We start from the raw sequence: 24,724 nt of genomic DNA on the forward strand, positions 1-24,724 counted from the left end.
TCGCCAAGGCATCACGCCTTGGCCTTCCCCTTCGCCGCCATCTTCGCCCGCGCCTCCTCGGCAAATCCCGCCGGTTCGCGATAAAGCGCGGTCAGCAGATGTTCGGCATAAAGCACCAGCTCCCCCTCGCCCTTGTAGACGGAATAGCTGACCCGCAGCTTGCCCATCCTCTCGTCATGGACCTCCTTCGAAAGGTTCTCGCGGATCGTATAGATTGTGTCGCCGATGAAGACCGGCTTGATGAAGCGCAGCCGGTCATAGCCATAGGAAAAGGAATTCAGACAATTCGTCGCCGCCAGCCCAAGGCCCAGCGAAAAGACGAAGGCCCCCGCCACCAGCCTGCGCCCGAACACCCCTTCCTCGCGCGCGAAGATCTCGTCGCTCACATAGGGATGGTGGTCCATCACCAGACTGTTGAACATCATCGACTCCCCCTCCGCGATGGTGCGGCGGATCGACCGGATCCTGTCCCCGATCACGAAATCCTCGAAATACCAATCTTCGGAATTCCACACGGGTATCGCCGCGTGATCCTGCGGCAACCCCGCCAGCGCACGCGCATGGACACCGATCTCGGCCATCTCTTCACCCCCATCCTTTCGAAAGCAGGTCGTTCGCATCCCCAAGGCTCGGCGCCGCCCGATCCCCGGCGGGGCGGTGACCGTCGAACTTGATGGGCAGCCGCGTCGTCTGCAGCCGCACCTCACCGCGCCGCACTTCCTGCAGCATGTCCAGCGTCTGCATGATTCCGCTGGCCACCAATTCGCGCCAATCCATCACCGGCGCGGCCCAGATATCGGCGGCGATGAAACGCTCCATCCATTCCGCCGTCGTCTTTCCGGCCAGCGCCTCGGCAAGCCCCGCCTTGATCCTGTCGCGCTCCGCAAAAGGGTCCAGCCCCGCGGTTGCGGCATCCAAGCCGGTCAGTCCGGCCAGAATGTCCAGCTTCCCCATCGCGATCGCCATATGGCCATCCGCCGTCCTGTACACGCCATAGGGCGCCGCCAAATAGGCATGCGCCGGATTCTGCGCCGAACGCTTCGGCATCCGCCCGCCATCGTTCAGCCATGTCGTCAGCAGCTCGAACTGCAGGTCCGCCAGCACTTCCATCAGCGACGTCTCGACCAACCCGCCGATCCCGTGCCGCTCCCGCCGGAACAACAGCGCCAGCACCCCGTGCGCCAGCGCCGCCCCGGCCAAGACATCCCCGATGGGCAGACCAACGGCCACCGGCCCGTCCCCGGCCCCGCCCGTCAGCCACATCATCCCCGACCGCGCCTGCGCCAGCAGGTCCTGCCCCGGCAGATCGACCCAAGGCCCCTCGGTCCCGTAACCCGTCACCGACCCGTAGACGACCTTGGGATTGATCTCCCGCACCGCCTCATAGCCGAACCCCAACCGCTCCATCACCCCCGGCCGGAAATTCTGCAGCACCACATCCGCCCCGCGCACCAACTCGCGCACCGCCGCGCGATCGGCCTCGGACTTCATGTCGATCTCGACCGACCGCTTGTTGCGGTTGATCGCATGGAAGATCGTGCTTTCCCCCCCGATCCGCGTATCGGTCAGGTAAAGCTGCCGCGACAGGTCGCCCACCCCCGCGCGTTCTACCTTCACCACATCCGCCCCCATGTCGGCCAGCTTCAGCGCCGCATAGGGCCCGGCAAGGAACTGGCTGAAATCAAGGACGCGCAGACCTTCAAGCGGAAGCGGCGGCAGGGTCATTCGGCAAAGCTCTCCTGAAAGCGGGCATCCAGCGCATCCAGCGCGGCCCCATGCGGCACGCGGCCTGTCAGGGCATCGATCAGCACATGGCTGCCCTCTTCCTGAAACCCCATATATCCCGCATGGCGCGGGCGCAGCCACGCCGCCTCATGCGTCAGCCGGGTCCGGGCATAGGCATCGCCCACCGCCGCATTCACCGTGGCATCGCCCCATGCGCGGGCATTGCCGGGCTGTCCGTTGTTCGCCGCATAAAGCCCGCGCTGCACTTCGGCCGAGGCAAGCCACAGCGCAAAGCGCGTGCAAAGCTCCGGCTGCGCCGTCCGGGCCGAAATGGCGATCCCCGTCCCGCCAAGGGCCGAACCGATCGGGCCAGCCGACCCCAGCGCGGGCATGTCGTGAAAGGCGATCCGCCGCGCGCGGTGTCCCGCGCGGGCATAGGGGGCGTAAAGATAGGTCAGCGGAATCATCCGGTGCGTCCGGCTTTCGGCAAGGGCATCCAGCGCGGCAATCGGGTCCATCGCCCGGCAGGCCGGGTCCACCAGATCGGCCAGCGCCTGCAACGCCTCAAGCACCGCCAAGCCCGTCCGGCGCGCGACCAGCGGCCCCTTGGTCACCGCGCAGGGGTCTCCCAGATTGGCCGCCAGCGTGAAAAAGCACATCAGCACATGCGGCGGGCGCAAAGGCCACAGGACGGCCCCGTCCCGTGCCGCAGCCATCACCTCGCTCCAGCGCGTCGCGGGCTGCGCCTGCCTGTCCGGGCGGATCGCCTGAACCTGCGTGGCCGCATCGATGGGCAGCGCCCATTGATGCCCCCCCAACCGATAGGAGGCAAAGCTCTTCCCCACCGTCTCCGCCTCCAGCCGCAACAGGCTTTCCGCATCGCCATGCCGGTCCATGGGCAGCAGGCACCCCTCCGTCACCACCGCGCCCACATGCGGGTGATCGATCACCATCAGATCAAAGCGTGCCGCCAGTTCCTCCACCGGCGTCGACTCGAACCCCTGCAGCGACCGTTTCTCCCAAAGGATGCTGACACCCGGCGACAGGCGCCGAAATGCCTCGGCAGCGGCGACCACAGGGTCATATCCCCGCGGGTCAGACCATGTCATGCCTCTCAGGACGATCTCCGCAGCCATGCCCGTTCTCCTTCCGCCATCGTGTTCTAGCAAGCCATTCTTCACATGTAAAAGACAATTTCACCATTAAACGCATTTGATTTCAGATTTGAAGCTGTGATACCACTGGCGAAACGAAGGACGGGTCATGGCGCGCAAGGATTCCGACGAAGACGAAGACGACCTCCTCGAACCCGGCGAGGACAAGTATCGTGCCCCGGCTCTGTCAAAGGGTCTCGACATCCTCGAATATCTCGCCACCGAGTATGAGGGCCGGACCCAAGCCGAAATCGCAAAGACCCTTGGCCGCACCACCTCGGAAATCTTCCGGATGCTGATGGTCCTGCGCAAACGCGGCTATGTGCATCTGAACGAAGAGGATGACCGTTACAGCCTGACGACCAAGCTCTTCGAAATCGCGCACCGGCACCCGCCGGTCCGCCGCCTCACCAGCATCGCGGGCGAGGCGATGCAGAAACTGGCCAACCGCATCAACCAGTCGATGCACATGGCCATCCTGCATTCGGGCAAGGTCCTCGTCATCGCGCAGGTCGATTGCAGCGACAACAACATCACGGCGGTGCGCCTTGGCGCGCAGATCCCGCTCTACGACACCTCATCCGGCCGCGTCCTCGCCGCGTGGATGGATGACGAAACCCTCGCCTCCCTTCTGGACGAGGCAGGCACCGGGGCCGAGGATCGCCAGTCCGCCTTCCTGCGCGACCTGCCTGAGGTCCGTGCTGTCGGTTACGCGCAGAACGAGTCCTTCACCATCGCGGGCGTCACCAACATCTCGGCCCCCATCCGCGACATGACGGGGCGAGTCGTGGCCGCCGTTACCATTCCCTTCATCCGCCGCCTCTCTGGCACGAACACCGTCTCCATCGACGGTGCGCGCGGAGAATTGCTGGCCATGGCTGCGGCGGTCTCACAACGCCTTGGCGCAGGGGCCAACATCCCCACCTGACCGGGGTCCAGCCTGCCCTTCAGGCAGTCTTTCCGCGCCCCGAGGCCCGCAGGCGCAGCCTGACCTGCTTCTCGATCTCGATCAGCCCGAAGAAGACGGCCCCCACCACGACGATCATCACCCCGTCCTCCATTGGCACCGCCATCGTGCCAAAGATAGCCTGCAAGGGCGGCAGGAAGGTCACCGCGAATTGCGCCGCCGTGATCGCCACCACCACGGCCCAGATCACCGACGTCCCCCGCACCGCCACCCAAGTCAGAGAGGTGCCATGGATGTTGCGGATGAAGAACAGATGAAAGATCTCCAGCACGACCAGCGTGTTCAGTGCGATGGTTTGCGCGAGTGCCGTGGGATAGCCCCGCTCGGTCGCATAGGTGAACACCCCGAAGACAGCGGCAAGGAACAGGATCGCCACCAGCGCAACGTGCCACAGCAACTCCCCCGACAGAAGCGCTTCGTTCCGGGCGCGCGGCGGGCGCAGCATCGTGCCACGCTCCGTCGGCTCGAAGGCCAGCGCAAGGCCAAGCGTGATGCCCGTGATCAGGTTCACCCAAAGGATCTGCACTGGCGTCAGCGGCAGCGACAGCCCCGCAAGCAGCGCAACGGTCACAACCATCGCCTCGCCCATGTTGGTTGGCAGAGTCCAGCTTATGACCTTGCGCAGATTGTCATAGACGGTGCGCCCCTCGCGTACGGCGGCGGCCAGAGTGGCGAAATTGTCATCTGCCAGAACCAGATCCGCCGCCTCCTTCGCGGCCTCGGACCCTTTCATCCCCATGGCCACGCCTGCATCCGCTCGTTTCAGCGCGGGAGCGTCATTCACCCCATCCCCTGTCATCGCCACGGCCAGCCCATTCGCCTGCAAGGCCGCGACAAGGCGCAGTTTGTCCTCGGGGCTGGTGCGGGCAAAGACGTCGACCTGCATCACCTCTTCCGCCAGTCGCGCATCGTCCATCCCGGCAAGGTCCGCCCCCGTGAAGACGCGCCCCGGCCTTTCCAGCCCGACCAGCGCCGCGATGGCGGCGGCCGTGCCTGCGTGATCACCCGTGATCATCTTCACCGTGATCCCGGCACTCTGGCACTCGGCCACCGCCGCCACGGCCTCGGGCCTCGGCGGATCGATCAAACCCACCAGCCCAAGGAAGGACAGCCCACCATCGATGTCACCCTCATCGATACGGGGGCCATGCGCCTCCATCCCTGCAAGTGCCAGCACCCGCAACCCGTCGCGTGCCATGGCCTCGGCGCGATTGTGCCAATGTGCATGATCGATGTCTCCGCACATGCAAAGCACCCGCTCCGGCGCGCCCTTCACATGCACCTGCCGTCCGGTAGTCCCCTCTGTCAGCACGGCCATGAACCGGTGGCGGCTGTCGAAGGGAATCGCGTCGATCCGCTCTGCGGCAAGCCCGCGTTCCACCTTCCCGGAAAATGCCAGCAACGCGCCTTCCATAGGGTCGCCTTCCACCGCCCACACACCTTCAACCTCGCGCAGGGCCGCGTCGTTGCACAGCGCCGCTGCCCGTGCCAAGGCCCCAAGGTCGCCCGGCGGGGATATCTCTCCCCATGGCGCATAGCCCTCGCCCGCCACCACGAAGCGTCCTTCCGGCGTCTCGGCCCGCGTGACCACCATCTCGTTGCGGGTAAGCGTCCCGGTCTTGTCCGTGCAGATGACTGAGACGGAACCGATCGCCTCGATCGCCGGTAGCCGCCGCACGATGGCATGCCTCCGTGCCATGGCCTGCACGCCGATTGCCAGCGTGATCGTCATCACTGCTGGCAACCCCTCCGGAATCGCCGCCACCGCTATGGCCACCACCGTCATGAAAGTGTCTGCGAAATCGTGCTGCCCTCGCAGATAGGTCCATGCCAGCAAAGCCGCAGTAACCGTCAGGATGACAAAAGACAGTCGTCGCCCGAACCGGTCCATCTGCGCCACGAGCGGGGTCGACAATTCCTCCACCTCCGACAGCAGCGCGCCAATCCGCCCGATCTCTGTCGCTTGACCGGTAGCCGTCACCAACCCGCGCCCCGCCCCCTGCGTGACGATGGTCCCGGACCACAGCATCGACCGGCGGTCACCAACCAGCGCGTCGGCGGCGACCGACTCCACGCCTTTCTCCACCGGCACGGACTCCCCCGTCAGGATCGCCTCCTGCGCCGCCAGCCCCCGCGCCTCAATCAGCCGCAGGTCCGCTGGCACCTTGTCGCCCGCTTCCAGCAACACGATGTCCCCCGGCACCAGATCTGCCGCCGCCACTGTGAACCGGCTGCCATCCCGCAACACGGCGGCACGCGGTGCAAGCATTCCCCTGATTGCAGACATCGCCGCTTCGGCCTTGCCCTCCTGCAGGAACCCCACGACCGCATTCGCAACCACCACCGCAAGGATCACCCCGGTATCCACCCAGTGCTGCAGCGCCGCCGTCACTATGGCGGCACCCAGCAGCACATGGATCAGCACGTTGTTGAACTGGGCCAGCAGGCGGCGCATAGGCCCCCGGCCCTTCGCCTCGGAGAGGCGGTTCGGCCCGGCCTCCGCAAGACGACGCGCCACCTCGGCGCTGCCAAGCCCCTCGGGGCCGCTTTGCAGGGCGGTCAGGCACTCGGGGACGGGGCGGGCATGCGCATCCGTGATTTGCATCGTCACCGGGCCGTGTAACCGCCATCGACGGCCAGCTCGATGCCCGTCACGAACTTCGCCTCGTCCGATGCCAGATACACCACCGCCCACGCGATGTCGTCCGGCTCGCCCATATGCCCCACCGGATGCACCGATCCTGCCGCCACCTTGGCCGCCTCCAGATCGGGGGAGGTCGCGCGCAGGTGGTTCTCCACCATCGGCGTCCAGATATAGCCGGGATGGATGGAGTTCACCCTTATCCCCTCGGCGGCATAGGTGATCGCGTCATTCTTCGTCATAAGGCGTACCGCCCCTTTCGATGCATGATAGGGAGACACCCCGCCCACCCCCACCAATCCGGCGATAGACGACAGGTTGACGATCGACCCGCCACCCGCTTTCCGCATATGCGGGATCGCATGCTTGGTGCCGAAGAAGACGCCCTTTACGTTCACCGCCTGCACCCGGTCCCATTCTTCCTCGGTCACCTGATCCGTGGGCTTCGGCGCGCCCGAGATCCCGGCATTGTTCACCATCACATTCAGTCCGCCAAATCGCGCCGCCGCCGCATCCAAGGCTGCCTTGACCGCAGCCTCATCCGTAACATCCACGCGCCAGAACGCTACCTCATGACCCTCGGCTGCAAGTTCGCGCGCCAATGCCTCGCCCTCGGCCTGCATCACGTCGAAGATCGCGACCTTCGCCCCTTCCTTCGCCATCCGTTCTACGCAGGCCCGGCCGATGCCGATGGCACCCCCGGTGACTGTTGCGGTCTTCCCAGAAAGACGGTTCATGGCAATCTCCTTTGGCCAAAGTGCTTTTCTTCAGGGTCGCATCGCCCCCTAAGGGCGGCTTGCGTGTCCCGCCCCGTCGGGCGGGCAATTCGCCGTGCGGCAGGCTGTTTCGTGGCGCTTCAGAAAATCCTGCAGGTCGGCATTGGCGATCCGCCAGCCCTTGCCGATGTCGATCACGCGAAGGTCGCCCTCCCTGATCCAGTGGCGCACGGTGGCCTCGGCAACCCGCAGGCGCTCGGCCACCTCCTTCACGGTTTGATACTGATCCAGCGGCATGGTCCGGCCATTTCTCGTGCATGATGATGAAGAATAGCAAAGAACCGCTGGGTTTGATTGATCTCGGTCAATCCTGAATCGCCCAAGACATGTTTCACTGCACGTGTCAAAATGGGAATATTAGGATGAAGTCAGTCCTGCTCGCCACGGATTTTTCCGAGCGCTCCGACCGTGCCCTGCGCCGGGCGGTCCTTCTGGCCAGACAGCATGGCGCGGTGATCCATCTCCTTCACGTTGTCGATGACGACAGACCCGCCCGTCTGGTGGAACACGAGGTCGCCGATGCCCGGTCCCTTCTGAAGCGACAGAAGCGCAGCCTGACGAGGATCGACGGGATCCGCGCCGAAATCTCCGTCACGCTCGCCGATCCCTTTGCCGGGATCGTCGAGGCTGCCCGCACCCTCGTCCCCGATCTTCTGATCCTGGGGCCACATCGCAAACAGATCCTGCGCGACGCTTTCGTCGGCACCACGGCGGAACGTGTCATCCGCGCGGCGTCCTGTCCCGTCCTGTCGGTCAACGGTCCGCCCGTCGCGCCCTATGCCCATGTCCTCCTGACCACTGATCTTTCCGATGCGTCGAAATCGGCCCTGCGGCGGGTTTTCGACACCGGTCTGTCCGACGGCCTGCGCCAATCGCTCCTTCATGTCCATGATGCACCCGCCCTGCGCCTTGCCGTGGCGGGCAGCCTGCCGGATGCCGACCGCGAGCATCTTCTCGCCGAGGCTGGCCGCGATGCCCGGCGCGATCTGCTCGCCTTCATGGATGGCCTCTCCCCGCAGCCCATCCGCCCCGAGATCCGCCACCGCGACACCACAGACGCCGCAGAGATTCTGAAGGCGGCCCATGGCCTGCACGCCGACCTCGTCATGGTCGCGACGCAGGGCAAAGGGGCGCTGGCCCGACTGATGCTGGGCAGCGTGACCCAGAACCTCTTCCAGACCGCCGAGGTCGACATCCTCGCCATCCCGCCGCAGGCCGCCTGACGCCCGCCGGGCGTGCCCGCCCGCTGACCCGAGCATCCCATGGTCCTCCTTCTCGCCACCTGCATCGCGGCCCTCGCCGTCCTCATCCTCGGTGCCGAGATGCTCACCCGCGGTGCCGTCACCCTGGCCCGCCTCCTCGGCATCCCACCCATCGTGGTGGGTCTCACGATCGTCGCCCTCGGCACCAGCGCGCCAGAACTGGCCATCGGCATCGACGCCGCGATCAAGGGTCAGGGTGATTTGGCAGTGGCGAACATCGCCGGGACGAACATGGTGAACATTCTGCTGATCCTCGGCCTGAGCGCGGCCCTCCGGCCACTCTCGCTCAAATCGCAGACGATCCGCATGGACCTGCCCGCCATGATCGTCGCCGCAGCACTTCTCGTCGCCCTCGCGCTGGATGGCCGCCTGTCGCGCCTCGACGGGGCGGTGCTGTTCGCCGCAGGGCTTCTCTACACCATCCTCGTGCTGCACGCCGCCCGCAGCGAAAGCCGGAAGGTGCGCGCTGCTTTCCAGAAGGAATACCCGGCACCTGACAGCGCCGACAGGCAGGGCGGCTCCACCCTGTTTAGCGCAGTGCATCTGGTGACCGGTATCGCGCTCGTGGTGGTGGCTGCAGATTGGCTCGTCTTCGGGGCGGCCGGTCTTGCACGCATGTGGGGCGTGTCCGACGCCTTCATCGGCCTCACGGTCATCGCCATCGGCACCTCCGCGCCCGAACTGGTGACGACCGTCCTTTCCACGCTGCGCGGCAATCGCGATGTCGCCATCGGCAACCTGCTCGGCAGCAGTATCTACAACATCTGCATCATCTTAGGCCTGACCTGCCTTTTCCCCGTCGGCGGGGGCGTCGTCTCGCCCGCCCTCACTCTCTGGGACCTGCCCCTCGTCTTGCTTGTGGCGCTGGTCTGCTTGCCGGTCTTCTGGACAGGGCGGCAGGTTTCGCGCGGCGAGGGGGTGGCCTTCGTCGGCTGCTATCTCGCCTACCTGACGGCCCTTCTCATCCTGCGGACATGATCCGCCCCAGGACGTCCTCCAATGGCAGAACCGGCGGCGCATGCTCTGCGACGCCGGTTCCCGCATGGGTGACACCCTGCCTCAGTCCGCCTCGACGAAAACCTCGTCCCGCTTCTTCCGGATCGCGGGCAACAGGACGATCACCAGCACCGCCACCGTCAGCAAAAGCAGCGTCAGGCTGATCGGCCGCGTCACGAAGACCGACGGATCGCCCCGACCAAGGATCATGGCCCGCCGCAGGTTCTCCTCCAGCATCGGGCCCAGCACGAAACCCAGCAGAAGCGGCGCAGGCTCGCAGCGCAGCTTGATCAGCGCATAGCCCAAGAGGCCGAAGAAGGCGACGGCGAACAGGTCGTAGACATTGGCGTTCACCGAATAGACGCCGATGGAACAGAAGGCCATGATCACCGGGAACAGCACGTGATAGGGCACCTTCAACAGCCGCACCCAAAGCCCGATCAGCGGCAGATTCAGAACCACCAGCATCAAGTTCCCGATCCACATGCTCGCGATGATGCCCCAGAACAGCGCGGGCTGTTCCGTCGCAACGTTCGGCCCCGGCACGATGCCTTGGATGATCATCGCCCCCACCATCAACGCCATCACCGGGTTCGCCGGAATGCCCAGAGTCAGAAGGGGAATGAAACTCGTCTGCGCGCCCGCGTTGTTGGCCGATTCCGGCCCCGCGACACCCGCCACGGCGCCCTTGCCGAACTCCTCCGGCTTATCCGACAACCGCTTTTCCATCGTATAGGACGCGAACGAGGCCAGCACCGCCCCGCCCCCCGGCAGGATGCCAAGGATCGACCCGACTGCCGTCCCGCGCACCATCGGCGCAAACATCGCCTTCAGGTCCTCCTTCGACGGGAACAGACCCCCCAGCTTGGTCCCCAGCACCGTCCGGTCCTGCTCCCCCTCCAGATTCCGCAGGATCTCCGCTATGCCGAACACCCCCACCGCCAGCGCGACGAAGTTCAATCCGTCCGCATATTCGGGAATCCCCAAGGTAAAGCGCGGATCACCCGTATAGATATCCGTCCCCACCAGCCCCAGCAGCAGCCCAAGCACCACCATCGCCAGCGCCTTCAGGATCGACCCATGCGCTAGCGCGATGGCCGACACGAGGCCCAGCACCATCAGGCTGAAATACTCCGCCGCCCCGAACCGCAGCGCGATGGCCGTCAGCGGCGGCGCGAACAGCGCGACCAGAAGCGTGGCCACCGTCCCCGCGAAGAACGACCCCAGCGCCGCCACCGCCAGCGCCGTCCCCGCCTTGCCTTTCCGCGCCAGTTGATACCCGTCGATGGCCGTCACCGCCGAAGAACTCTCCCCCGGCATGTTGATCAGGATCGCCGTCGTCGACCCGCCATACTGCGCGCCGTAATAGATGCCCGCCAGCATGATCAGCGACGACACCGGCTCCAGCTGAAAGGTGATGGGCAACAGCATCGCGATGGTCGCCGTCGCCCCGATCCCCGGCAGCACGCCGATCAATGTGCCAAGGATCACCCCGATCAGGCAGAACAGCAGGTTCTCCGGGCTGGCTGCCGTGGCAAAGCCCAGTGCGAGGTTGGAAAGCAGGTCCATGTCGGCCCCCTCAGAAGGTCAGCCAGGGGCCGATGCGCCGGAAGGGCAGGCCGAGGGCATAGGAAAACACCAGCGTCGAAAAGACCGTCACCCCGACGGCCAAAAGCAGCGCCCAGTGCAGTTTCATCCGCAGCGAGGCCAACCCCGCGATCAGCGTCGTCACGAAGATGGCCGGCACGAAGCCAAGGCCGCGGACAGTCAGGCCAAAGAAGATGGGCGCGGGCAGGATGAACAGCATCCCACGCCATGCCAGCGCGCCCATGTCGCCATTCCCCGCCGTCCGCAAGGCGTTGAACAGCACCAGAAGCCCGAACATCCCCAACACGCAGGACAGGACCAGCGGGAAATACCCCGGCCCCATGCGGAAGGCCGTCCCGATCTCCAGCCCCAGAGACTGCAGACCGAAGAAAAGCGCGAACAGGATGAACAGGATGCCAGCGGCGGCATCCGTCCGGTCGATCGATTTCATGGAATCACCCGTGGCCTGATGTGGCAGGGGCCGCGTCCCGCGCGGCCCCCTTCGTCGGTCAGTCGGCATAGACGCCGGCGGCTTCGATCACCGGCTTCCACCGTGCGATCTCCGCATCCAGTTTCGCCTTCAACGCTTCGGGCGTGGCATCCGCGGCGGGCGAGGGCGCGGTGCCCAGTTCCGCCAGCTTCTCGGCGATGCCCGGATCGGCCAGCGCCGTCTGCAGCGATTGCGTCAGCCGCGCCACGGCCTCGGCAGGTGTGCCCTTGGGCGCATAGAGCCCGTGCCAGACGGAAACCTCCATATTCGCGAAACCGCCTTCCGCCACCGTCGGCAGGTCGGGGAAGATGTCCAGCCGCGCGGGCGTCGTCACCGCATAGGCCTTGATCGTGCCGCCCTTGATCTGCTCTGCCGTGTTGGTGGTCTGGTCGCACATGATGTCGATCTGCCCGCCCAGCAATTCCGTCATCGCGGGCCCGGTCCCCTTGTAGGGCACGGTCACGATGGGCGCTTCCAGCGCCTGCATGAACAGCATCCCGCACAGATGCGACGCGGCCCCGATCCCGGCATTTGCCATGGTGATCGTATCCGCATTCTCCTTCACATAGGTCACCAGCGAGGCGAAATCTGCCGGTTCCAGATCCTTGCGCGCCACGATGGTCATCGGCACCTCGGTCACCAGACCGATATGCTCGAAGGCCTCCTGCGGATTGTAGGGCAGGCTGCGATACAGGGTGGCGCTGGTGGCCATGCCGATATGGTGCAGCAGGATCGTATAGCCATCCGCCTCGGCCGAGGCGACCTGACCGGCCCCCAGCGTGCCCCCGGCACCGCCGACATTCTCGACGATGATCTGCTGGCCCAAATCAGCCGACATCCGCTCCGCGATCAGGCGGCCCACGGTATCGGTGGGGCCACCTGCGGCAAAGGGAACGACCATGGTGATCTGCCGTTCGGGATAGCCCTGCGCAACGGCGGTGGATGCCAGCAGCATCGCGCCGGTCGCAAGACCGGCGATCAGTTTGAGCGTCGTCATGATGTCCTCCCAGACATGTATGATGTGCCCCGCGCGCTCTCCTCTGGCCGCGCGGTTGCCGCCACGAAACGCCTCGCACGGCTCCGACGCAAAGGTCCTGCGTCTCCGCTTCAGGGGAATCTCTTGGCAGGAGCGGCCTGATGGGTGGAAATCGAAACATCGGGCCGGACGGGATGGGTGGAAATCCACCCAAGCGAGGGCGATCACTCCTCCTCGCCCTCTCCCTCCGACAGCAGGCGACGGTCCAGCCCGTGCTTCTGCATCTTCTCGTACAGCGTCTTGCGGCTGATCCCCAACTGCTCATAGACGCTCCGCAGCCGCCCGCCATGCGCGACGATGGCCCCCGCAATCACGCTGCGCTCGAACTGTGCCACCCGATCCGCCAACCGGGGCGAGGCGGCGGCCTCCCCCTCGTCCCAATCCAGCCCAAGCACATGCCGATCCGCCGCATTGCGCAACTCGCGCACATTCCCCGGCCAGTCCCGCGCCGACACCGCCGCCAGCAGGTCCGCATCCGGCAAGCGGTCCACCACCCCCTGCCGCGCCGCCGCCTCGCGCAGCAGCGTCAGGAACAGGAACGGCACATCCTCCCGCCGATCCGCCAGCGCGGGCAGCCGCAGCGTCGCCACGTTCAGCCGATAGAACAGGTCTGCCCGGAAGCGCCCCGCCGCCACCGCCTCCGCCAGATCGGCCTTCGACGTCGCGATAAACCGCACATCCAGCGCCACGGGATCGTTCGACCCCAACCGCGTGATCACCCGCTCCTGCAACACCCGCAAGAGCTTTGCCTGCAGGTCCAGCGGCATCGACCCGATCTCGTCCAGCAGGATCGTCCCGCCCCGCGCATGTTCGAACCGCCCGAACCGTGGCCGCATCGCGCCGGGAAAGGCCCCCGCCTCATGCCCGAACAATTCGCTCTCGATCAACGCCTCCGGCAGCGCCGCGCAGTTGATCGCCACGAAAGGCTTCGCCGCGCGCGGAGAAAGGTCATGCAGCGCGCGCGCCACCACTTCCTTCCCGCTGCCCGTGGGCCCGGTGATCAGCACATCCGTTTCCGAAGGCCCCAGCGTCCGGATCACCCGCCGCAGGTCCACGATCGCCGCCGACCGCCCCGGCAGCCGCGCCTCCAGATCGTCGCGCTGCCCCGCCGCCGCGCGCAGCCTGCGATTCTCCATCACCAGCGCCCGATGGTCCAGCGCCCGCCGCAGCACCGCACCCAGCGCCTGCATCGCAAAGGGCTTTTCGATGAAATCATAGGCCCCGCGCCGCATCGCCGTCACCGCCAGCGCCACATCGGCATGGCCCGTGATCAGGATCACCGGCAGGTCGCCGTCGATCTCGCGCACCCGCTCCATCAGGGTCATGCCGTCCATCCCCGGCATGCGGATATCCGTCACCACCACCCCGTTCAGCCCCGGCGACACCGCCCCCAGCGCCTCCTCCGCGCTTGCGAAGCTGCGCACCTCATGCCCGGCAAGCTCCAGCCCCTGCTCGGTGGACCGGCGCATCGCCGCATCATCGTCGACCAGAAGGATGCTCTGCCTCATTCCGCCGCCATCTCCCGCGCCGGGGCGGGCTGCAGCACCACCTCGAACACCGCGCCGCCCCCCGGATGGTTGGCCACCCGCAGGTCGCCGCCGAAATCCTTCACGATGTTATAGCTGATCGACAACCCCAGCCCGAGGCCCGACCCGACCGCCTTGGTTGTGAAGAACGGCTCCAGGATGCGGTCCGCTATGCTGGCCGGAACCCCCGGCCCATGGTCGCGCACCGCAAGCACCACCCCCTCCGCCGTCCTGCGGGCGGCAATCTCTATCATCGGCGCGGCCACGCCCTCCATCGCGTCGGCCGCATTGGACAGAAGGTTCACCACCACCTGCTGCAACCGCACGGGCCCGCCCCGCACCGGCGGCAATCCCTCCGCCACGTCCAGCCGGACTTCCACCCCCGATGCGGCAAGCCGCGTCTGCGACAGCTTCACCGCATCCGCGACCACCGTCGCAAGGTCCACGGGATGCAGCTTCTCGTCCGGCTTGCGCGCCACATTCCGCAGATGCCGCGCAATCGCCGCCATCCTGTCGATCAGAGACAGGATCTCCCCGATGTTCCCGCGCGCCCGCGCCGTCTCCCCCCGGTCGATCAACAGCGCCGCACTGTCCGCATAATTCCGCGCCGCCGCCAGCGGCTGGTTGATCTCGTGGCTCAGCGCCGCCGACATCCGCCCCAGCGCCGCCAGCTTCCCCGCCTGCACCAGATCGGCCTGCATCCGCTGCAACTCCGCATTGGCCGTGGTCAGGTCCGCCGTCCGCTCCGCCACCTGCCGCTCCAGTTCGGCCTGCGCGGCCCCCTGCATGGCGATCCGCTCCGCCAGCCGCGCCCGCCGCTGCACCAGCGCCCAACCCAGCGCCAGCGTCACCGCCAGCATCAGCACCACCGCAGCGACCAGCAGCCGCGCCTGCGCCCGCAACGGCGCGGTGTCCAGCGCCACATGCACCGTCCATCCCGCCTCCGGCATCGCACGTGCCGCCACCACATATTCGTGCTGCACCCCGTCCGGCGTCGCCAACGTCATCAATTCGAACCCGCCCTCGTCGCGTGCCGTGACCTCCAGCTCTTCCAGCGGCATCTCGGAATAGCGCCGCGACGCCTCGGTCCGCGCCACGCGCTCCGCCGTCAGCGGCAGCAGGCCGCGATACCGCCACTCCTCCTGCGTCGCCATGAAGACGATGCCCTCGGGATCAGTGACCAGCGTCTCGTATTCCCGCGCCTTCCAGCCCTGCTCCAGATCATCCACCCCGATCTTCAGCGCCAGCACGGCCACCACATCGCCCATCCGGTCCAGCACGGGCGAGGCGAAGTAATAGCCCCGCACCCCCGATGTCGTGCCCAAGGCGAAGAACCGTCCCGTCCCGCCCGCCAGCGCCTCGGTGAAATAGGGCCTGTAGGTGAAATTCTGCCCGATGAAACTGTCGGCCCGGTCGTAATTCGATGCGGCGATGGTCGTCCCATCCGTCCGGATCAGATAGAGATCCGATCCGTCGATCAGCGCGTTGGTGGCCTTCAGCCAGCGGTTCATCGCCGCCGTCTCCGCCTCTGTCGGCACCCGCTCCATGAACCGCCGCAATTCCTCGTGCCGCACCAGCAGGGCAGGGACCGTCTCGAACCGCCGCAGATGCCCGTCCAGCGCGTTCACCGTCTGCCGCAGCGTCGCCTCCGCCCGGTCCCGCCCCTCGGTCAGGGCTCCCTGCGTCGCTAACCGTGCAACGGTCAGCGTAGCCAGCAGGCAAAGCCCCGCCAGCACCGCCGCAATCAGGATCGCCCGCCACCGAACCACGCCACCTCGCTTTCCCTGCCGGACCATGACCAATTCTCCCCGCCCTGTATAGCAGGCAAACCGGTTCTGATGCCGCAGCCGGAGGCAGGGCAGGGGACCCGCCATCCCTCAGCGGGTCAGCGTATCCACCGGATAGGCCGTGGTGAACTTCATCCGCTCCATCGCGAAATGGCTGGTGACGTTCTTGATCGGCACCGCATCGGTCAGGCGCTTGTAAAGCATGTCAAAGGCCGCCATGTCCGCTACCGCCACGCGCAGCAGGTAATCCATCTCGCCCGCCATACGATACACTTCCATGATCTCCGGTATCCCGGTCACAGCCTTCGCAAAGGCCTCGCGCCACTCTGCGGAGTGATCCGGGGCCTCGATCCCGACAAAGACCGTCAGGCCAAAACCCAGCTTGGCCGGGTCTGCAAGCGCCACCCGCCCCGTCAGCACGCCGTTCGCCTCAAGTTTCTGGATGCGCTTCCAGCAGGGCGTCTGCGACAGACCGGCCCTGTCGGCGATCTGGGCGATGGGCAAGGTCGCATCGCGCATCAGTTCGGACACGATCTTGCGGTCAATCAGGTCGAGGTCGGTCACGTGTCAGCAGCCTTTCCTGCCCTCTTGGTGGGCACAGCGACAAGGATGCACCAAAACAAAACAATGTCTACCATCTTTATCGTGTATAGGTGGTTCGGCCGGGTAACCGCTCAGGTCATTGATTTGACAAGCTTTCGTGGCAGAGATCACGGATGGTGCCGGGCCTTTCCGCTGTCCCACCGCCGATTCCCCCCGCACCACGTCTCTTGCCCCTTCTTCTCCCGGTGAATACTGGCCCCGCGGAACACCTGTCCTTCATCGCATAGCCGGGCAGAGGGCCGCACCGTATCACCGCCACTCCTCTGGCCAATCGTGCGAACCCTCTCCGCGTAACCTGCGCATATGCCTGTCGACTCGCAGCCAACCCCGGGGCCGCCGCCACGCCGAAACACCCACACGCCCCTCCACCGCAACGGTGGGGTTTGACCTGCAAGCACCTGCCAAACACAGGGAATTCCCGGCCTCCGCGTAGGCTTTGCCCATCCCGAAAGGAGAATAATCTTCCCAATACACGACAATATTTGGCGTGAATTTTCCTTTGAAAAACTCGACCAATCCTGTCGTTATTGTGGACATGAAGGGGATAACCCTAAACGAATGCGAAGGAGAGACACGTTGCCCGCCACCCTTGACCGCAGTCCGTCGGAACAGGCCGGACGCACCCTCTCGGCCATGTCTGCGCCGCTGGTACAAGCCGGCGCCGTTCGCCTGATCGACCGCCGCACGGGCCTGACCCACCGCATCAACGGCAGCCTGCTGGTCCTCTTCACCCGGTCTCCGGATATCGCCGCAGCCGAATTGCTGTCCGGCCGCGATGCCGCGATCTGGGAAGCCCGTGTCGAACCCCTCGGCGCAACGATCCACGATGACAGGGGGCGCGCATGACCGGCCCCCTTCCCCATCCGCAAACCATCCTCGGTCTCGCGCCCTATCGCCCGATGACCCCGTCCAAGTCCACAAAACCACAGGAAGAGACCATGATCGCCACGATCTCCGTCGCCGGAACCGTCACTGCGCAGGGCCCGGTCATCGCCACCCGCCCCGATGGCCGCCTCACCATTGCCGACGGCCTGCGCCGCCTCACCGGCTGGCCGGTCGGTCGCGCCCTGCGCGGCACGCTCTCGGCGCTTGCCCTCGCTGTCCTTTCCCTTGCCGCCACTCCCTCCGGGGCGCGGGCGGAGTCGCTCCTGAACGTCAGCTATGACCCGACGCGCGAACTCTATCGCGAACTGAACGAGGCCTTCACCGCCTACTGGGTCGCTCAGGGCAACGAGGCCCCGACGATCGAGGTCAGCCATGGCGGCTCCGGCAGCCAAGCCCGCGCCGTCATCGACGGGCTCGAGGCGCAGGTGGTGACGCTGGCGCTGGCCTCCGACATCGACCGCATCGCCGAGGCGGGCAAACTCCCCGCCGACTGGCAGACCAAGCTGCCGCACAACTCGTCGCCCTATACCTCGACCATCGTCTTCCTCGTGCGTGAAGGCAATCCCAAGGGCATCAAGGACTGGGGCGATCTCGTCGCCGATGGCGTGCAGGTCATCACCCCGAACCCGAAAACCAGCGGTGGCGCGCGCTGGAACTACCTTGCCGCCTGGGCATGGGCCGAAAAGAACGGGCAGGATCCCAAGGAATTCGTCGGCGCCCTCTACAGGAACGTTCCCGTCCTCGACAACGGCGCGCGCGGCTCCACCACGACCTTCGCGCAACGCGGCATCGGTGACGTGCTGCTCGCCTGGGAAAACGAGGCCTATCTCGCGTTGAAGGAAATCGGCGAAGACCAGTTCGACATCGTCGTTCCCTCGGTCAGCGTTCTCGCCGCACCGCCTGTCGCACTGGTGGAGGGCAACATCAAAACCGGCGAACAGCGCAAACTGGCCGAGGCCTACCTGAATTACCTCTACTCGCCCGAAGGTCAGGCCCTCGCCTTCAAGCATTACTATCGCGCTTGGGACACCTCGAAGGCAGCCCCCGAAGACGTCGCCCGCTTCCCACAGCTTGAACTGGTCGACATCGCCTCCTTCGGCGGTTGGGCCAAGGTGCAGCCCGAACATTTCGGCGACGGCGGCATCTTCGATCAGATCTACGTCCCGAAGTAAGGTCGCAGCGATGGGCAGCCCCCTCATTCACAGATCCCCCATGCCCGGCCTTGGCCTCAGCATGGGGATCACCCTGACGATGCTCTCCCTCGTCGTCCTCCTGCCCATCGGTGCCCTTCTCCTGAAGGGCGCCAACTTCGGTCTGGCGGGAATCTGGGAAACCGTGAACCGTGAACGCGTCTGGTCGGCGCTGTTCCTCTCGTTCCGCCTGTCGCTCCTTGCGGCACTGTTCAACCTCGTGTTCGGCGTCCTGCTGGCATGGGTCCTCGTGCGCTACCGCTTTCCGGGCCGCCGCCTCCTTGATGCCGCCGTGGACCTTCCCTTCGCCCTACCCACCGCCGTCGCCGGCATCTCCCTCACCGCCCTCTACGCACCGAACGGGGCCTTCGGGCAACTCGCGGCCGAGATCGGCTGGAAAATCGCCTATACCCAATGGGGCATCTTCATCGCCCTCGTCTTCGTGGGGCTGCCCTTTGTCACGCGCACCGTCCAGCCCGTGGTCGAGGAAATCGAGCGCGAGGTGGAGGAAGCCTCAGCCACCCTCGGCGCCTCCCGCTTGAACACGATCCGACACGTCATCCTGCCGATGCTGACCCCCGCCGCGCTGACGGGCTTCGCCTTGTCACTGGCCCGCGCCGTGGGCGAATACGGATCGGTCATCTTCATCGCCGGGAACATCCCTTTGGTGACGGAGATCGCCCCCCTCCTCATCATCATCCAGCTCGAGGAATTCAACTACGACGCCGCAGCCGCCATAGGCATCGCCATGCTTCTCATCAGCTTCGCCATGCTTCTGGTCATCAACCTCATCCAGGTCTGGAGCCGCCGGAGGATTGGATATGTCTGACGCAACCCTCGTCAAAGCCGCACGCTTCCGCCCAGCCACCGAGGAATCCCCCGCAACCCGTTGGGCGCTCATCGCCGTGGCCTTTGCGGGCCTTGCGATCCTCGTCTTCGCGCCCCTCGTCGCGGTCTTCGTCGAGGCTTTGGCCGATGGTGTCGCCGCCTCGCTGAAAAGCCTCGCCTCACCCGATGCCCGCGACGCGATCCGTCTCACGCTCACCATCGCCGCGATCTCGGTGCCGCTCAACGCCATCTTCGGCATCGCGGCGGCATGGTTCATCACCAAGTTCGACTTCCGGGGGAAGGCCTTCCTCATCACCCTGATCGACCTGCCTTTCTCCGTCTCGCCCGTGGTGGCGGGTCTCTGCATCGTACTGATGTTCGGCACCAACTCGCTCGTCGGCGGCTGGCTGGTGGCCAATGGCTATCCCATCGTCTTCGCCATGCCCGGCATCATCCTTGCCACCATGTTCGTGACCTTCCCTTTCGTCGCCCGCGAACTCATCCCCGTGATGATCGAACAGGGCCGGGCCGAGGAAGAGGCCGCCCTCACCCTCGGTGCCTCCGGTTGGCGCACCTTCTGGACAGTGACCCTGCCCAACATCCGCTGGGCGCTCCTCTATGGCGTGCTTCTCTGCAATGCCCGCGCCATGGGCGAATTCGGCGCGGTTGCTGTCGTCTCCGGCAAGATCCGGGGCCAGACCGCCACCATGCCCACCACGATCGAGATGCTCTATCAGGAATATCTCTCCGTCGCCGCCTTCAGCCTTGCCGCCGTCCTCGCGATGCTGGCCCTGCTCACCTTGCTGCTCAAGACCGCCCTCGAAATCCGACACGCCGACCAACTTGCCGCCACGCACCGCCATTAGGAGACCCGACATGCACATCGAAATCGACGAAATCTCCAAGCAGTTCGGAACCACGGCGGCCCTGCACCCGGTGTCGCTCTCGCTGCCCTCGGGGGCCCTCGTGGCGCTGCTCGGCCCCTCCGGCTCCGGCAAGACCACGCTTCTGCGCATCCTCGGCGGCCTTGAATTCCCCACCTCCGGCCGCGTCCTCTTCGACGGGCAGGATGCCACCGGGCTTTCCGTGCAGGAACGTCGCGCGGGCTTCGTCTTCCAGTCCTACGCCCTCTTCCGCCACATGACCGTCTTTGACAACATCGCCTACGGCCTGAATGCCCGCCCTCGCGCCACCCGCCCCCAGAAGGCCGAGATCGCGCGCCGCGTGACCAAACTCCTCGACCTGATCCAGCTTCCCGATATCGGCGCGCGCTACCCGTCCCAGCTTTCCGGCGGCCAGCGCCAGCGCGTGGCCCTCGCCCGCGCCCTCGCCATCGAACCCCGCATGCTGCTTCTGGACGAACCCTTCGGCGCGCTCGATGCCAAAGTCCGCAAGGAACTCCGCCAGGGTTTGCGTGACATCCACGACACGACGGGCCTGACCACTGTCTTCGTCACGCATGATCAGGAAGAGGCGATGGAACTTGCCGATCTCGTGGTGGTCATGTCGATGGGCCGCATCGAGCAGATCGGCAAACCCCAGGACATCCGCGCCCGCCCGGCCACCCCGTTCGTGAGGGAGTTCATCTCTGCCTGACATCCGGCACGCTGCTCATGCATGGTGCGGTGTGCCGGTCCCTAGCGGACACGGCAGATCTAGGTCGGCCTGTCGCCGCCGGCCATCTTCCTCTGCCTTAGGCCTGCAAGAGCCGCCTTGCCGCCAGCCAACTCGCCAGCGCCATGGCACCGGCGGTGGAGAGACAAAGTGGCAGCCCGCCGACCTGATAGCTGACCCCTGAAAGCAGCGTGCCGATCAGCCGACCGGCCGCGTTGGCCATGTAGTAGAAGCCCACATCCCGCGTGATCCGATCCGCGGATCCGAAGGCAAGGATCAGGTAGGAATGGACCGACGAATTCACGGCAAAGACAAAGCCGAACACAAGCAGCCCTGCAATCAGCGTTGCCGTCAGCCATTCCGCCATGTTGCCCGCGATCCATGCCGCACCAGCCAGCAGGAACGGAATCGGCACCAGAAGCCCGGCCCACAGGACCGCCTTCCGGACCGTTTCCCCCTCTGGCTTGTCCCTTGCGCCAATAAGCCGGGGCGCGAAGGCCTGCACCACGCCATAGGCGATGATCCAGAGCGCGAGGAAACTGCCGATGAGGAAGAATGCCTCGCGCCGCCCCTCGGCCGTGCCGTCGGACAGGACGGCCTGAAAATAGACCGGGATGCCCACCACGAACCAGACGTCCCGCGCGCCGAAGAGGAACATCCGCGCCAAGGACAGACGGTTCACGCGCGGGTCCTTCGACCGCCAGCCGCCCCAGGTTTCCTCCGATTTTATCCGACCCGGCAAACCTGCGGGCAGGAAAAGGACGACAGCGATCAGGATCGCCGCCAGCACGGCCGCCATACCCCAGACTGCCGCCTGAAACCCTGCCAAGGCCAGAAAACCCGCGCCGAGGAAGAAGCCGAGCCCCTTTACGGCATTCTTCGACCCAGTAAGCAGGGCGACCCAGCGAAAGAGGCCCCCGTCTTCCTTGGGCGCCAGCAACTTAACGGCAGACTTGGAGGACATTTTGGCCAGATCCTTGGCCACGCCCGACACACCCTGCACCGCCATCACAAAGGCCACGGAGGCGGCGACACCCCAAGACGGGTCAAGCTGCGCCAGCGCCACCAGTGCGCCAATCTGCAGCGCGAGACCGCCGTAAAGCGTGGCGGCAAGACCGAAACGGGCGGCGAGCCATCCCGCCGCAAGGTTCGTGACAATGCCGGCTACCTCGTAGAGAAGGAACAGCCACGCCAACTGGATCGGCGTGAAGCCGAGGCTGTTGAAGTGCAACAGGACCAGCATCCGCAGCGCGCCGTCCGACAGCATGAAACTCCAGTAGGCCGCGGTGACAGCGGCATAGGCGCGCAGTGGGTTGGGCGGCGGTGCGGCGGGGTTTGAGGCGTCGGTCACAGCGACCCCGCAACCATGCGCGTGATATCGGCGAGGCGGCAGGCATAGCCCCACTCATTGTCATACCAGGCGTAGACCTTCACCTGCGTGCCGTTGATCACCATGGTGGAGGGGCCATCGATGATGGAGGATCGCGGATCATTGGTGAAGTCGCAGGATACGAGGGGTCGGGTCTCGAAGCCGAGAATCCCCTTCAGCGGGCCATCGGCCGCCGATTTGAACAGGGCGTTCACCTCCTCGATGGTGGTCCTCTGCTCCACCTCGAACACGCAATCGGTCAGCGAGGCATTCAGCAGTGGCACGCGCACGGCGTGACCGTTCAGACGGCCCTTGAGTTCGGGGTAGATCAGGGTGATCGCCGTGGCGCTGCCCGTCGTCGTCGGGATCAGATTCATCAGGGCCGAGCGGGCGCGGCGCATGTCCTTGGCCGGACGGTCCACGATGGTCTGGGTATTGGTGACGTCATGGATCGTGGTGATAGACCCATGGCGGATGCCCAGCGCCTCGTGGATCACCTTGACCACAGGAGCGAGGCAGTTGGTCGTACAAGAGGCGGCGGTCACGAGTTTCTGGGTGCCGTCATAAAGGTGATGGTTCACCCCATAGACAATGTTCAGCGCTCCACCGTCCTTGACTGGGGCCGAGATGACCAGCGTCTTGACGCCCGCCGCGTAATAGGGCGCGACCTTTGCTGCGGTCTTGAAGACGCCCGTGCAATCGATGACCAGCTCAACGCCAAGCTCCGCCAAGGGCAGCGCTTCGATGGTTTTCTCATGTGTAAGTCGGATGACCTTCCCGTTCAGGACCAGCGCCCCATCCGCCGCGCTGACCGGCGTACGCCAGCGTCCATGGACAGAGTCGAACTCCATCAGCAGGGCATGCTGCCCGGCGTCGCCGACAGGGTCGTTCAGCAGCACGATCTCGCCAGCTGCGCCGGTGTCGATCAGGTCCCGAAGAACAAGCTTTCCGATTCGGCCAAGGCCGTTCAGGGCAATGCGTGTCATGCGGATCAGGCCTTTGCTTGTGTGTCAGTGCCGATGGCATCCACGCGGGATTGCAGCGACATGCGATTGAGCGACGCGAACGGCAATTCCACGAAGGCCATGATCCGGCGGCGAAGCGCGGCATAGGTCTGCGCGAAGACCAGCGCCTTCTCGGCATCGGTGCCGGTCGCCTTTACCGGGTCGGGCAGGCCCCAGTGTCCCGTGATCGGTTGCCCCGGCCAGGGCGGGCATTCCTCGGCCGCCGCCGTGTCGCAGACGGTGAAGACGAAATCCATCGTGACCGAGTCTGGTTTCTGGAACTCGGAGATGTGCTTCGACCGCAGGCCAGAGGTGTCATGGCCGTTGCGCTTCAGGATCTCCAGCGCGAAGGGGTTAAGTTCCGTGTTGGGACGCGTACCTGCCGAAAAGGCCCGGAACCTGCCGCGGCCCAGATCGCGCAGAAGAGCCTCGGCAAAGATCGACCGGGCCGAGTTGCCCGAGCAGAGGAAGAGAACATCGAAATTGGTCTCGGGATGTTCGGCCGTCATCGGTTGGAAGTCCTGTTGAACGGAACGCAGGGGGGCAAGCAGGTCTGGCCGGGCCCGGCCGATATCGAGGGCGAGATAGCGGATCAGCCCTTCCGTCGCGTCTAGGTCGACCGCATAGTAAAGCGACCGGCCCTGCCGTTCGACACCGACAAGGCCGGAGGCCGTCAGATCCCCGAGATGATGCGACAGGGTGTTCTGTTTCAGACCGAGTGCCTCGGCGATTTCCGTCGGGCGCACACCCTGCGGGGCAAAGCGCATCAGCAGCCGAAAGACGGCGAGGCGACCGGGATGGCCCAATGTGGCAAAGGCATGAACAGCGGGATTATTTTCCATGTTTCCCGAATATTGGAATCATTTGCGCCTGTCCAATGAAGGTTTCATGACAGGGCGGGGCGCGCCAGTTCCTGCTTCTGTCCCCGCAGCAGGCCATTGCCCCGTGCCAAAGCGCCGCGCGATCCTTTCGCTTTCTCGACAGGCCGCTTTCCAGAGGTTTCACCATACCAATCAGGCGTGTTGTGCGTACCAAGACGCCCTTGCAAAAGGGATCGGTCATCAAGACGGCGAAGGCTGCAGAGAAACGGCGGGATTTGCAGGAAACCCCAACTCGGCGCAATTCTCGGAGGTCCTTGACCTTGGGAAAGGCGAGTTGGGCGATGGAATGCCATTCAACGCCAATGCGCAGCGCTCTGTCGCGCGCTTAAGGCTTGGCCAACGCCACGGGCGCGGGACCGGATCAGAACGCACAACGGCGCTGTCGGAGGTTGGGTCCCATCCT

The 24,724-nt window shown here is 65.5% G+C and carries 23 protein-coding genes; 8 read left to right on the forward strand and 15 right to left on the reverse strand.

Going from position 1 to position 24,724, the window contains the following annotated elements:
* Positions 1–11: 11 nt before the first annotated feature.
* The 3 genes from TabM4_RS01520 to TabM4_RS01530 are packed head-to-tail and all read right to left on the reverse strand — an operon-like array spanning position 12 to position 2,861.
* Entirely contained in the window at positions 12–581 is a 570-nt protein-coding gene (locus TabM4_RS01520; RefSeq protein ID WP_434617426.1) for a MaoC family dehydratase, read from the reverse strand.
* Between the two features lie 4 nt (positions 582–585).
* Positions 586–1,725, reverse strand: coding sequence for a CaiB/BaiF CoA transferase family protein (locus tag TabM4_RS01525; protein ID WP_434617429.1), 1,140 nt, complete (start codon positions 1,723–1,725; stop codon positions 586–588).
* Positions 1,722–2,861 carry an extracellular solute-binding protein gene (locus TabM4_RS01530; protein ID WP_434617432.1) on the reverse strand — a complete coding sequence of 380 codons (1,140 nt, stop codon included), beginning with the start codon at positions 2,859–2,861 and terminating at the stop codon, positions 1,722–1,724. The genes TabM4_RS01525 and TabM4_RS01530 overlap by 4 nt, the downstream gene beginning before the upstream one ends.
* A 127-nt stretch (positions 2,862–2,988) precedes the next feature.
* Between TabM4_RS01530 and TabM4_RS01535 the strand changes: the two genes are divergently transcribed.
* Positions 2,989–3,807: an IclR family transcriptional regulator gene (locus TabM4_RS01535; protein WP_434617435.1), complete on the forward strand. Its 819-nt coding sequence runs from the start codon at positions 2,989–2,991 to the stop codon at positions 3,805–3,807.
* A gap of 19 nt (positions 3,808–3,826) precedes the next feature.
* On the opposite strand, the gene TabM4_RS01540 is transcribed toward TabM4_RS01535, so the two are convergent.
* Genes TabM4_RS01540 through TabM4_RS01550 form a run of 3 tightly spaced genes read right to left on the reverse strand, consistent with a single transcriptional unit; the run spans position 3,827 to position 7,500 of the window.
* Positions 3,827–6,451: an HAD-IC family P-type ATPase gene (locus TabM4_RS01540; protein ID WP_434617438.1), complete on the reverse strand. Its 2,625-nt coding sequence runs from the start codon at positions 6,449–6,451 to the stop codon at positions 3,827–3,829.
* A gap of 2 nt (positions 6,452–6,453) precedes the next feature.
* A complete protein-coding gene (locus tag TabM4_RS01545) occupies positions 6,454–7,224 on the reverse strand; it encodes an SDR family NAD(P)-dependent oxidoreductase (protein WP_434617441.1) in 771 nt (256 codons plus the stop codon).
* Positions 7,225–7,272: 48 nt separating this feature from the next.
* Positions 7,273–7,500, reverse strand: a complete 228-nt coding sequence (locus TabM4_RS01550) for a helix-turn-helix domain-containing protein (RefSeq protein ID WP_434617444.1) — start codon at positions 7,498–7,500, stop codon at positions 7,273–7,275.
* A 125-nt stretch (positions 7,501–7,625) separates the two neighbouring features.
* Here TabM4_RS01550 and TabM4_RS01555 point away from each other — a divergent pair, with 125 nt between their 5' ends.
* Both TabM4_RS01555 and TabM4_RS01560 read left to right on the forward strand, forming a co-directional pair.
* Positions 7,626–8,486 carry a universal stress protein gene (locus tag TabM4_RS01555; protein ID WP_434617447.1) on the forward strand — a complete coding sequence of 287 codons (861 nt, stop codon included), beginning with the start codon at positions 7,626–7,628 and terminating at the stop codon, positions 8,484–8,486.
* A gap of 39 nt (positions 8,487–8,525) precedes the next feature.
* A complete protein-coding gene (locus TabM4_RS01560) occupies positions 8,526–9,503 on the forward strand; it encodes a calcium/sodium antiporter (protein ID WP_434617450.1) in 978 nt (325 codons plus the stop codon).
* A gap of 81 nt (positions 9,504–9,584) precedes the next feature.
* Here TabM4_RS01560 and TabM4_RS01565 read toward each other — a convergent pair whose 3' ends face one another.
* The 6 genes from TabM4_RS01565 to TabM4_RS01590 all read right to left on the reverse strand — a co-directional run bounded on the left by TabM4_RS01565 (position 9,585) and on the right by TabM4_RS01590 (position 16,511).
* Complete coding sequence (locus TabM4_RS01565) at positions 9,585–11,090, reverse strand: tripartite tricarboxylate transporter permease (RefSeq protein WP_434617453.1); 1,506 nt, start codon at positions 11,088–11,090, stop codon at positions 9,585–9,587.
* A 10-nt stretch (positions 11,091–11,100) separates the two neighbouring features.
* Positions 11,101–11,559, reverse strand: a complete 459-nt coding sequence (locus TabM4_RS01570) for a tripartite tricarboxylate transporter TctB family protein (protein ID WP_434617456.1) — start codon at positions 11,557–11,559, stop codon at positions 11,101–11,103.
* A gap of 58 nt (positions 11,560–11,617) precedes the next feature.
* A complete protein-coding gene (locus TabM4_RS01575; RefSeq protein ID WP_434617459.1) occupies positions 11,618–12,595 on the reverse strand; it encodes a tripartite tricarboxylate transporter substrate-binding protein in 978 nt (325 codons plus the stop codon).
* A gap of 203 nt (positions 12,596–12,798) precedes the next feature.
* Positions 12,799–14,142, reverse strand: a complete 1,344-nt coding sequence (locus TabM4_RS01580; protein ID WP_434617462.1) for a sigma-54-dependent transcriptional regulator — start codon at positions 14,140–14,142, stop codon at positions 12,799–12,801.
* On the reverse strand, positions 14,139–15,956 hold the full coding sequence (locus tag TabM4_RS01585) for a sensor histidine kinase (protein ID WP_434617465.1): 1,818 nt from the start codon (positions 15,954–15,956) through the stop codon (positions 14,139–14,141). The genes TabM4_RS01580 and TabM4_RS01585 overlap by 4 nt, the downstream gene beginning before the upstream one ends.
* An 81-nt stretch (positions 15,957–16,037) precedes the next feature.
* Positions 16,038–16,511, reverse strand: a complete 474-nt coding sequence (locus tag TabM4_RS01590) for an Lrp/AsnC family transcriptional regulator (RefSeq protein WP_434617468.1) — start codon at positions 16,509–16,511, stop codon at positions 16,038–16,040.
* A 615-nt stretch (positions 16,512–17,126) separates the two neighbouring features.
* Between TabM4_RS01590 and TabM4_RS01595 the strand changes: the two genes are divergently transcribed.
* The 5 genes from TabM4_RS01595 (at position 17,127) to TabM4_RS01615 (ending at position 21,049) form a co-directional block, all read left to right on the forward strand.
* Positions 17,127–17,396, forward strand: coding sequence for a hypothetical protein (locus TabM4_RS01595; protein WP_434617471.1), 270 nt, complete (start codon positions 17,127–17,129; stop codon positions 17,394–17,396).
* Between the two features lie 92 nt (positions 17,397–17,488).
* Positions 17,489–18,607, forward strand: a complete 1,119-nt coding sequence (locus tag TabM4_RS01600) for a sulfate ABC transporter substrate-binding protein (RefSeq protein ID WP_434621876.1) — start codon at positions 17,489–17,491, stop codon at positions 18,605–18,607.
* Between the two features lie 40 nt (positions 18,608–18,647).
* Positions 18,648–19,454, forward strand: coding sequence for a sulfate ABC transporter permease subunit CysT (gene cysT, locus TabM4_RS01605; RefSeq protein WP_434617474.1), 807 nt, complete (start codon positions 18,648–18,650; stop codon positions 19,452–19,454).
* On the forward strand, positions 19,447–20,319 hold the full coding sequence (cysW, locus tag TabM4_RS01610) for a sulfate ABC transporter permease subunit CysW (protein WP_434617477.1): 873 nt from the start codon (positions 19,447–19,449) through the stop codon (positions 20,317–20,319). The genes cysT and cysW overlap by 8 nt, the downstream gene beginning before the upstream one ends.
* A 10-nt stretch (positions 20,320–20,329) precedes the next feature.
* Positions 20,330–21,049 (forward strand): sulfate/molybdate ABC transporter ATP-binding protein, encoded by a 720-nt coding sequence (locus TabM4_RS01615; RefSeq protein WP_434617480.1) that lies wholly within the window; start codon positions 20,330–20,332, stop codon positions 21,047–21,049.
* 97 nt (positions 21,050–21,146) lie between these two features.
* On the opposite strand, the gene arsJ is transcribed toward TabM4_RS01615, so the two are convergent.
* The 3 genes from arsJ to TabM4_RS01630 form a co-directional block, all read right to left on the reverse strand.
* On the reverse strand, positions 21,147–22,334 hold the full coding sequence (gene arsJ / locus TabM4_RS01620) for an organoarsenical effux MFS transporter ArsJ (protein ID WP_434621878.1): 1,188 nt from the start codon (positions 22,332–22,334) through the stop codon (positions 21,147–21,149).
* 80 nt (positions 22,335–22,414) lie between these two features.
* Positions 22,415–23,422, reverse strand: a complete 1,008-nt coding sequence (locus tag TabM4_RS01625) for an ArsJ-associated glyceraldehyde-3-phosphate dehydrogenase (RefSeq protein WP_434617483.1) — start codon at positions 23,420–23,422, stop codon at positions 22,415–22,417.
* A 5-nt stretch (positions 23,423–23,427) separates the two neighbouring features.
* The gene (locus TabM4_RS01630; RefSeq protein WP_434617486.1) at positions 23,428–24,282 is read right to left on the reverse strand and encodes a metalloregulator ArsR/SmtB family transcription factor; all 855 of its coding nucleotides are present in this window, start codon (positions 24,280–24,282) and stop codon (positions 23,428–23,430) included.
* Positions 24,283–24,724 lie beyond the last annotated feature (442 nt).

Origin of the sequence: Tabrizicola sp. M-4 (assembly GCF_051132405.1) — a bacterium.
GTDB lineage: Bacteria > Pseudomonadota > Alphaproteobacteria > Rhodobacterales > Rhodobacteraceae > Paragemmobacter.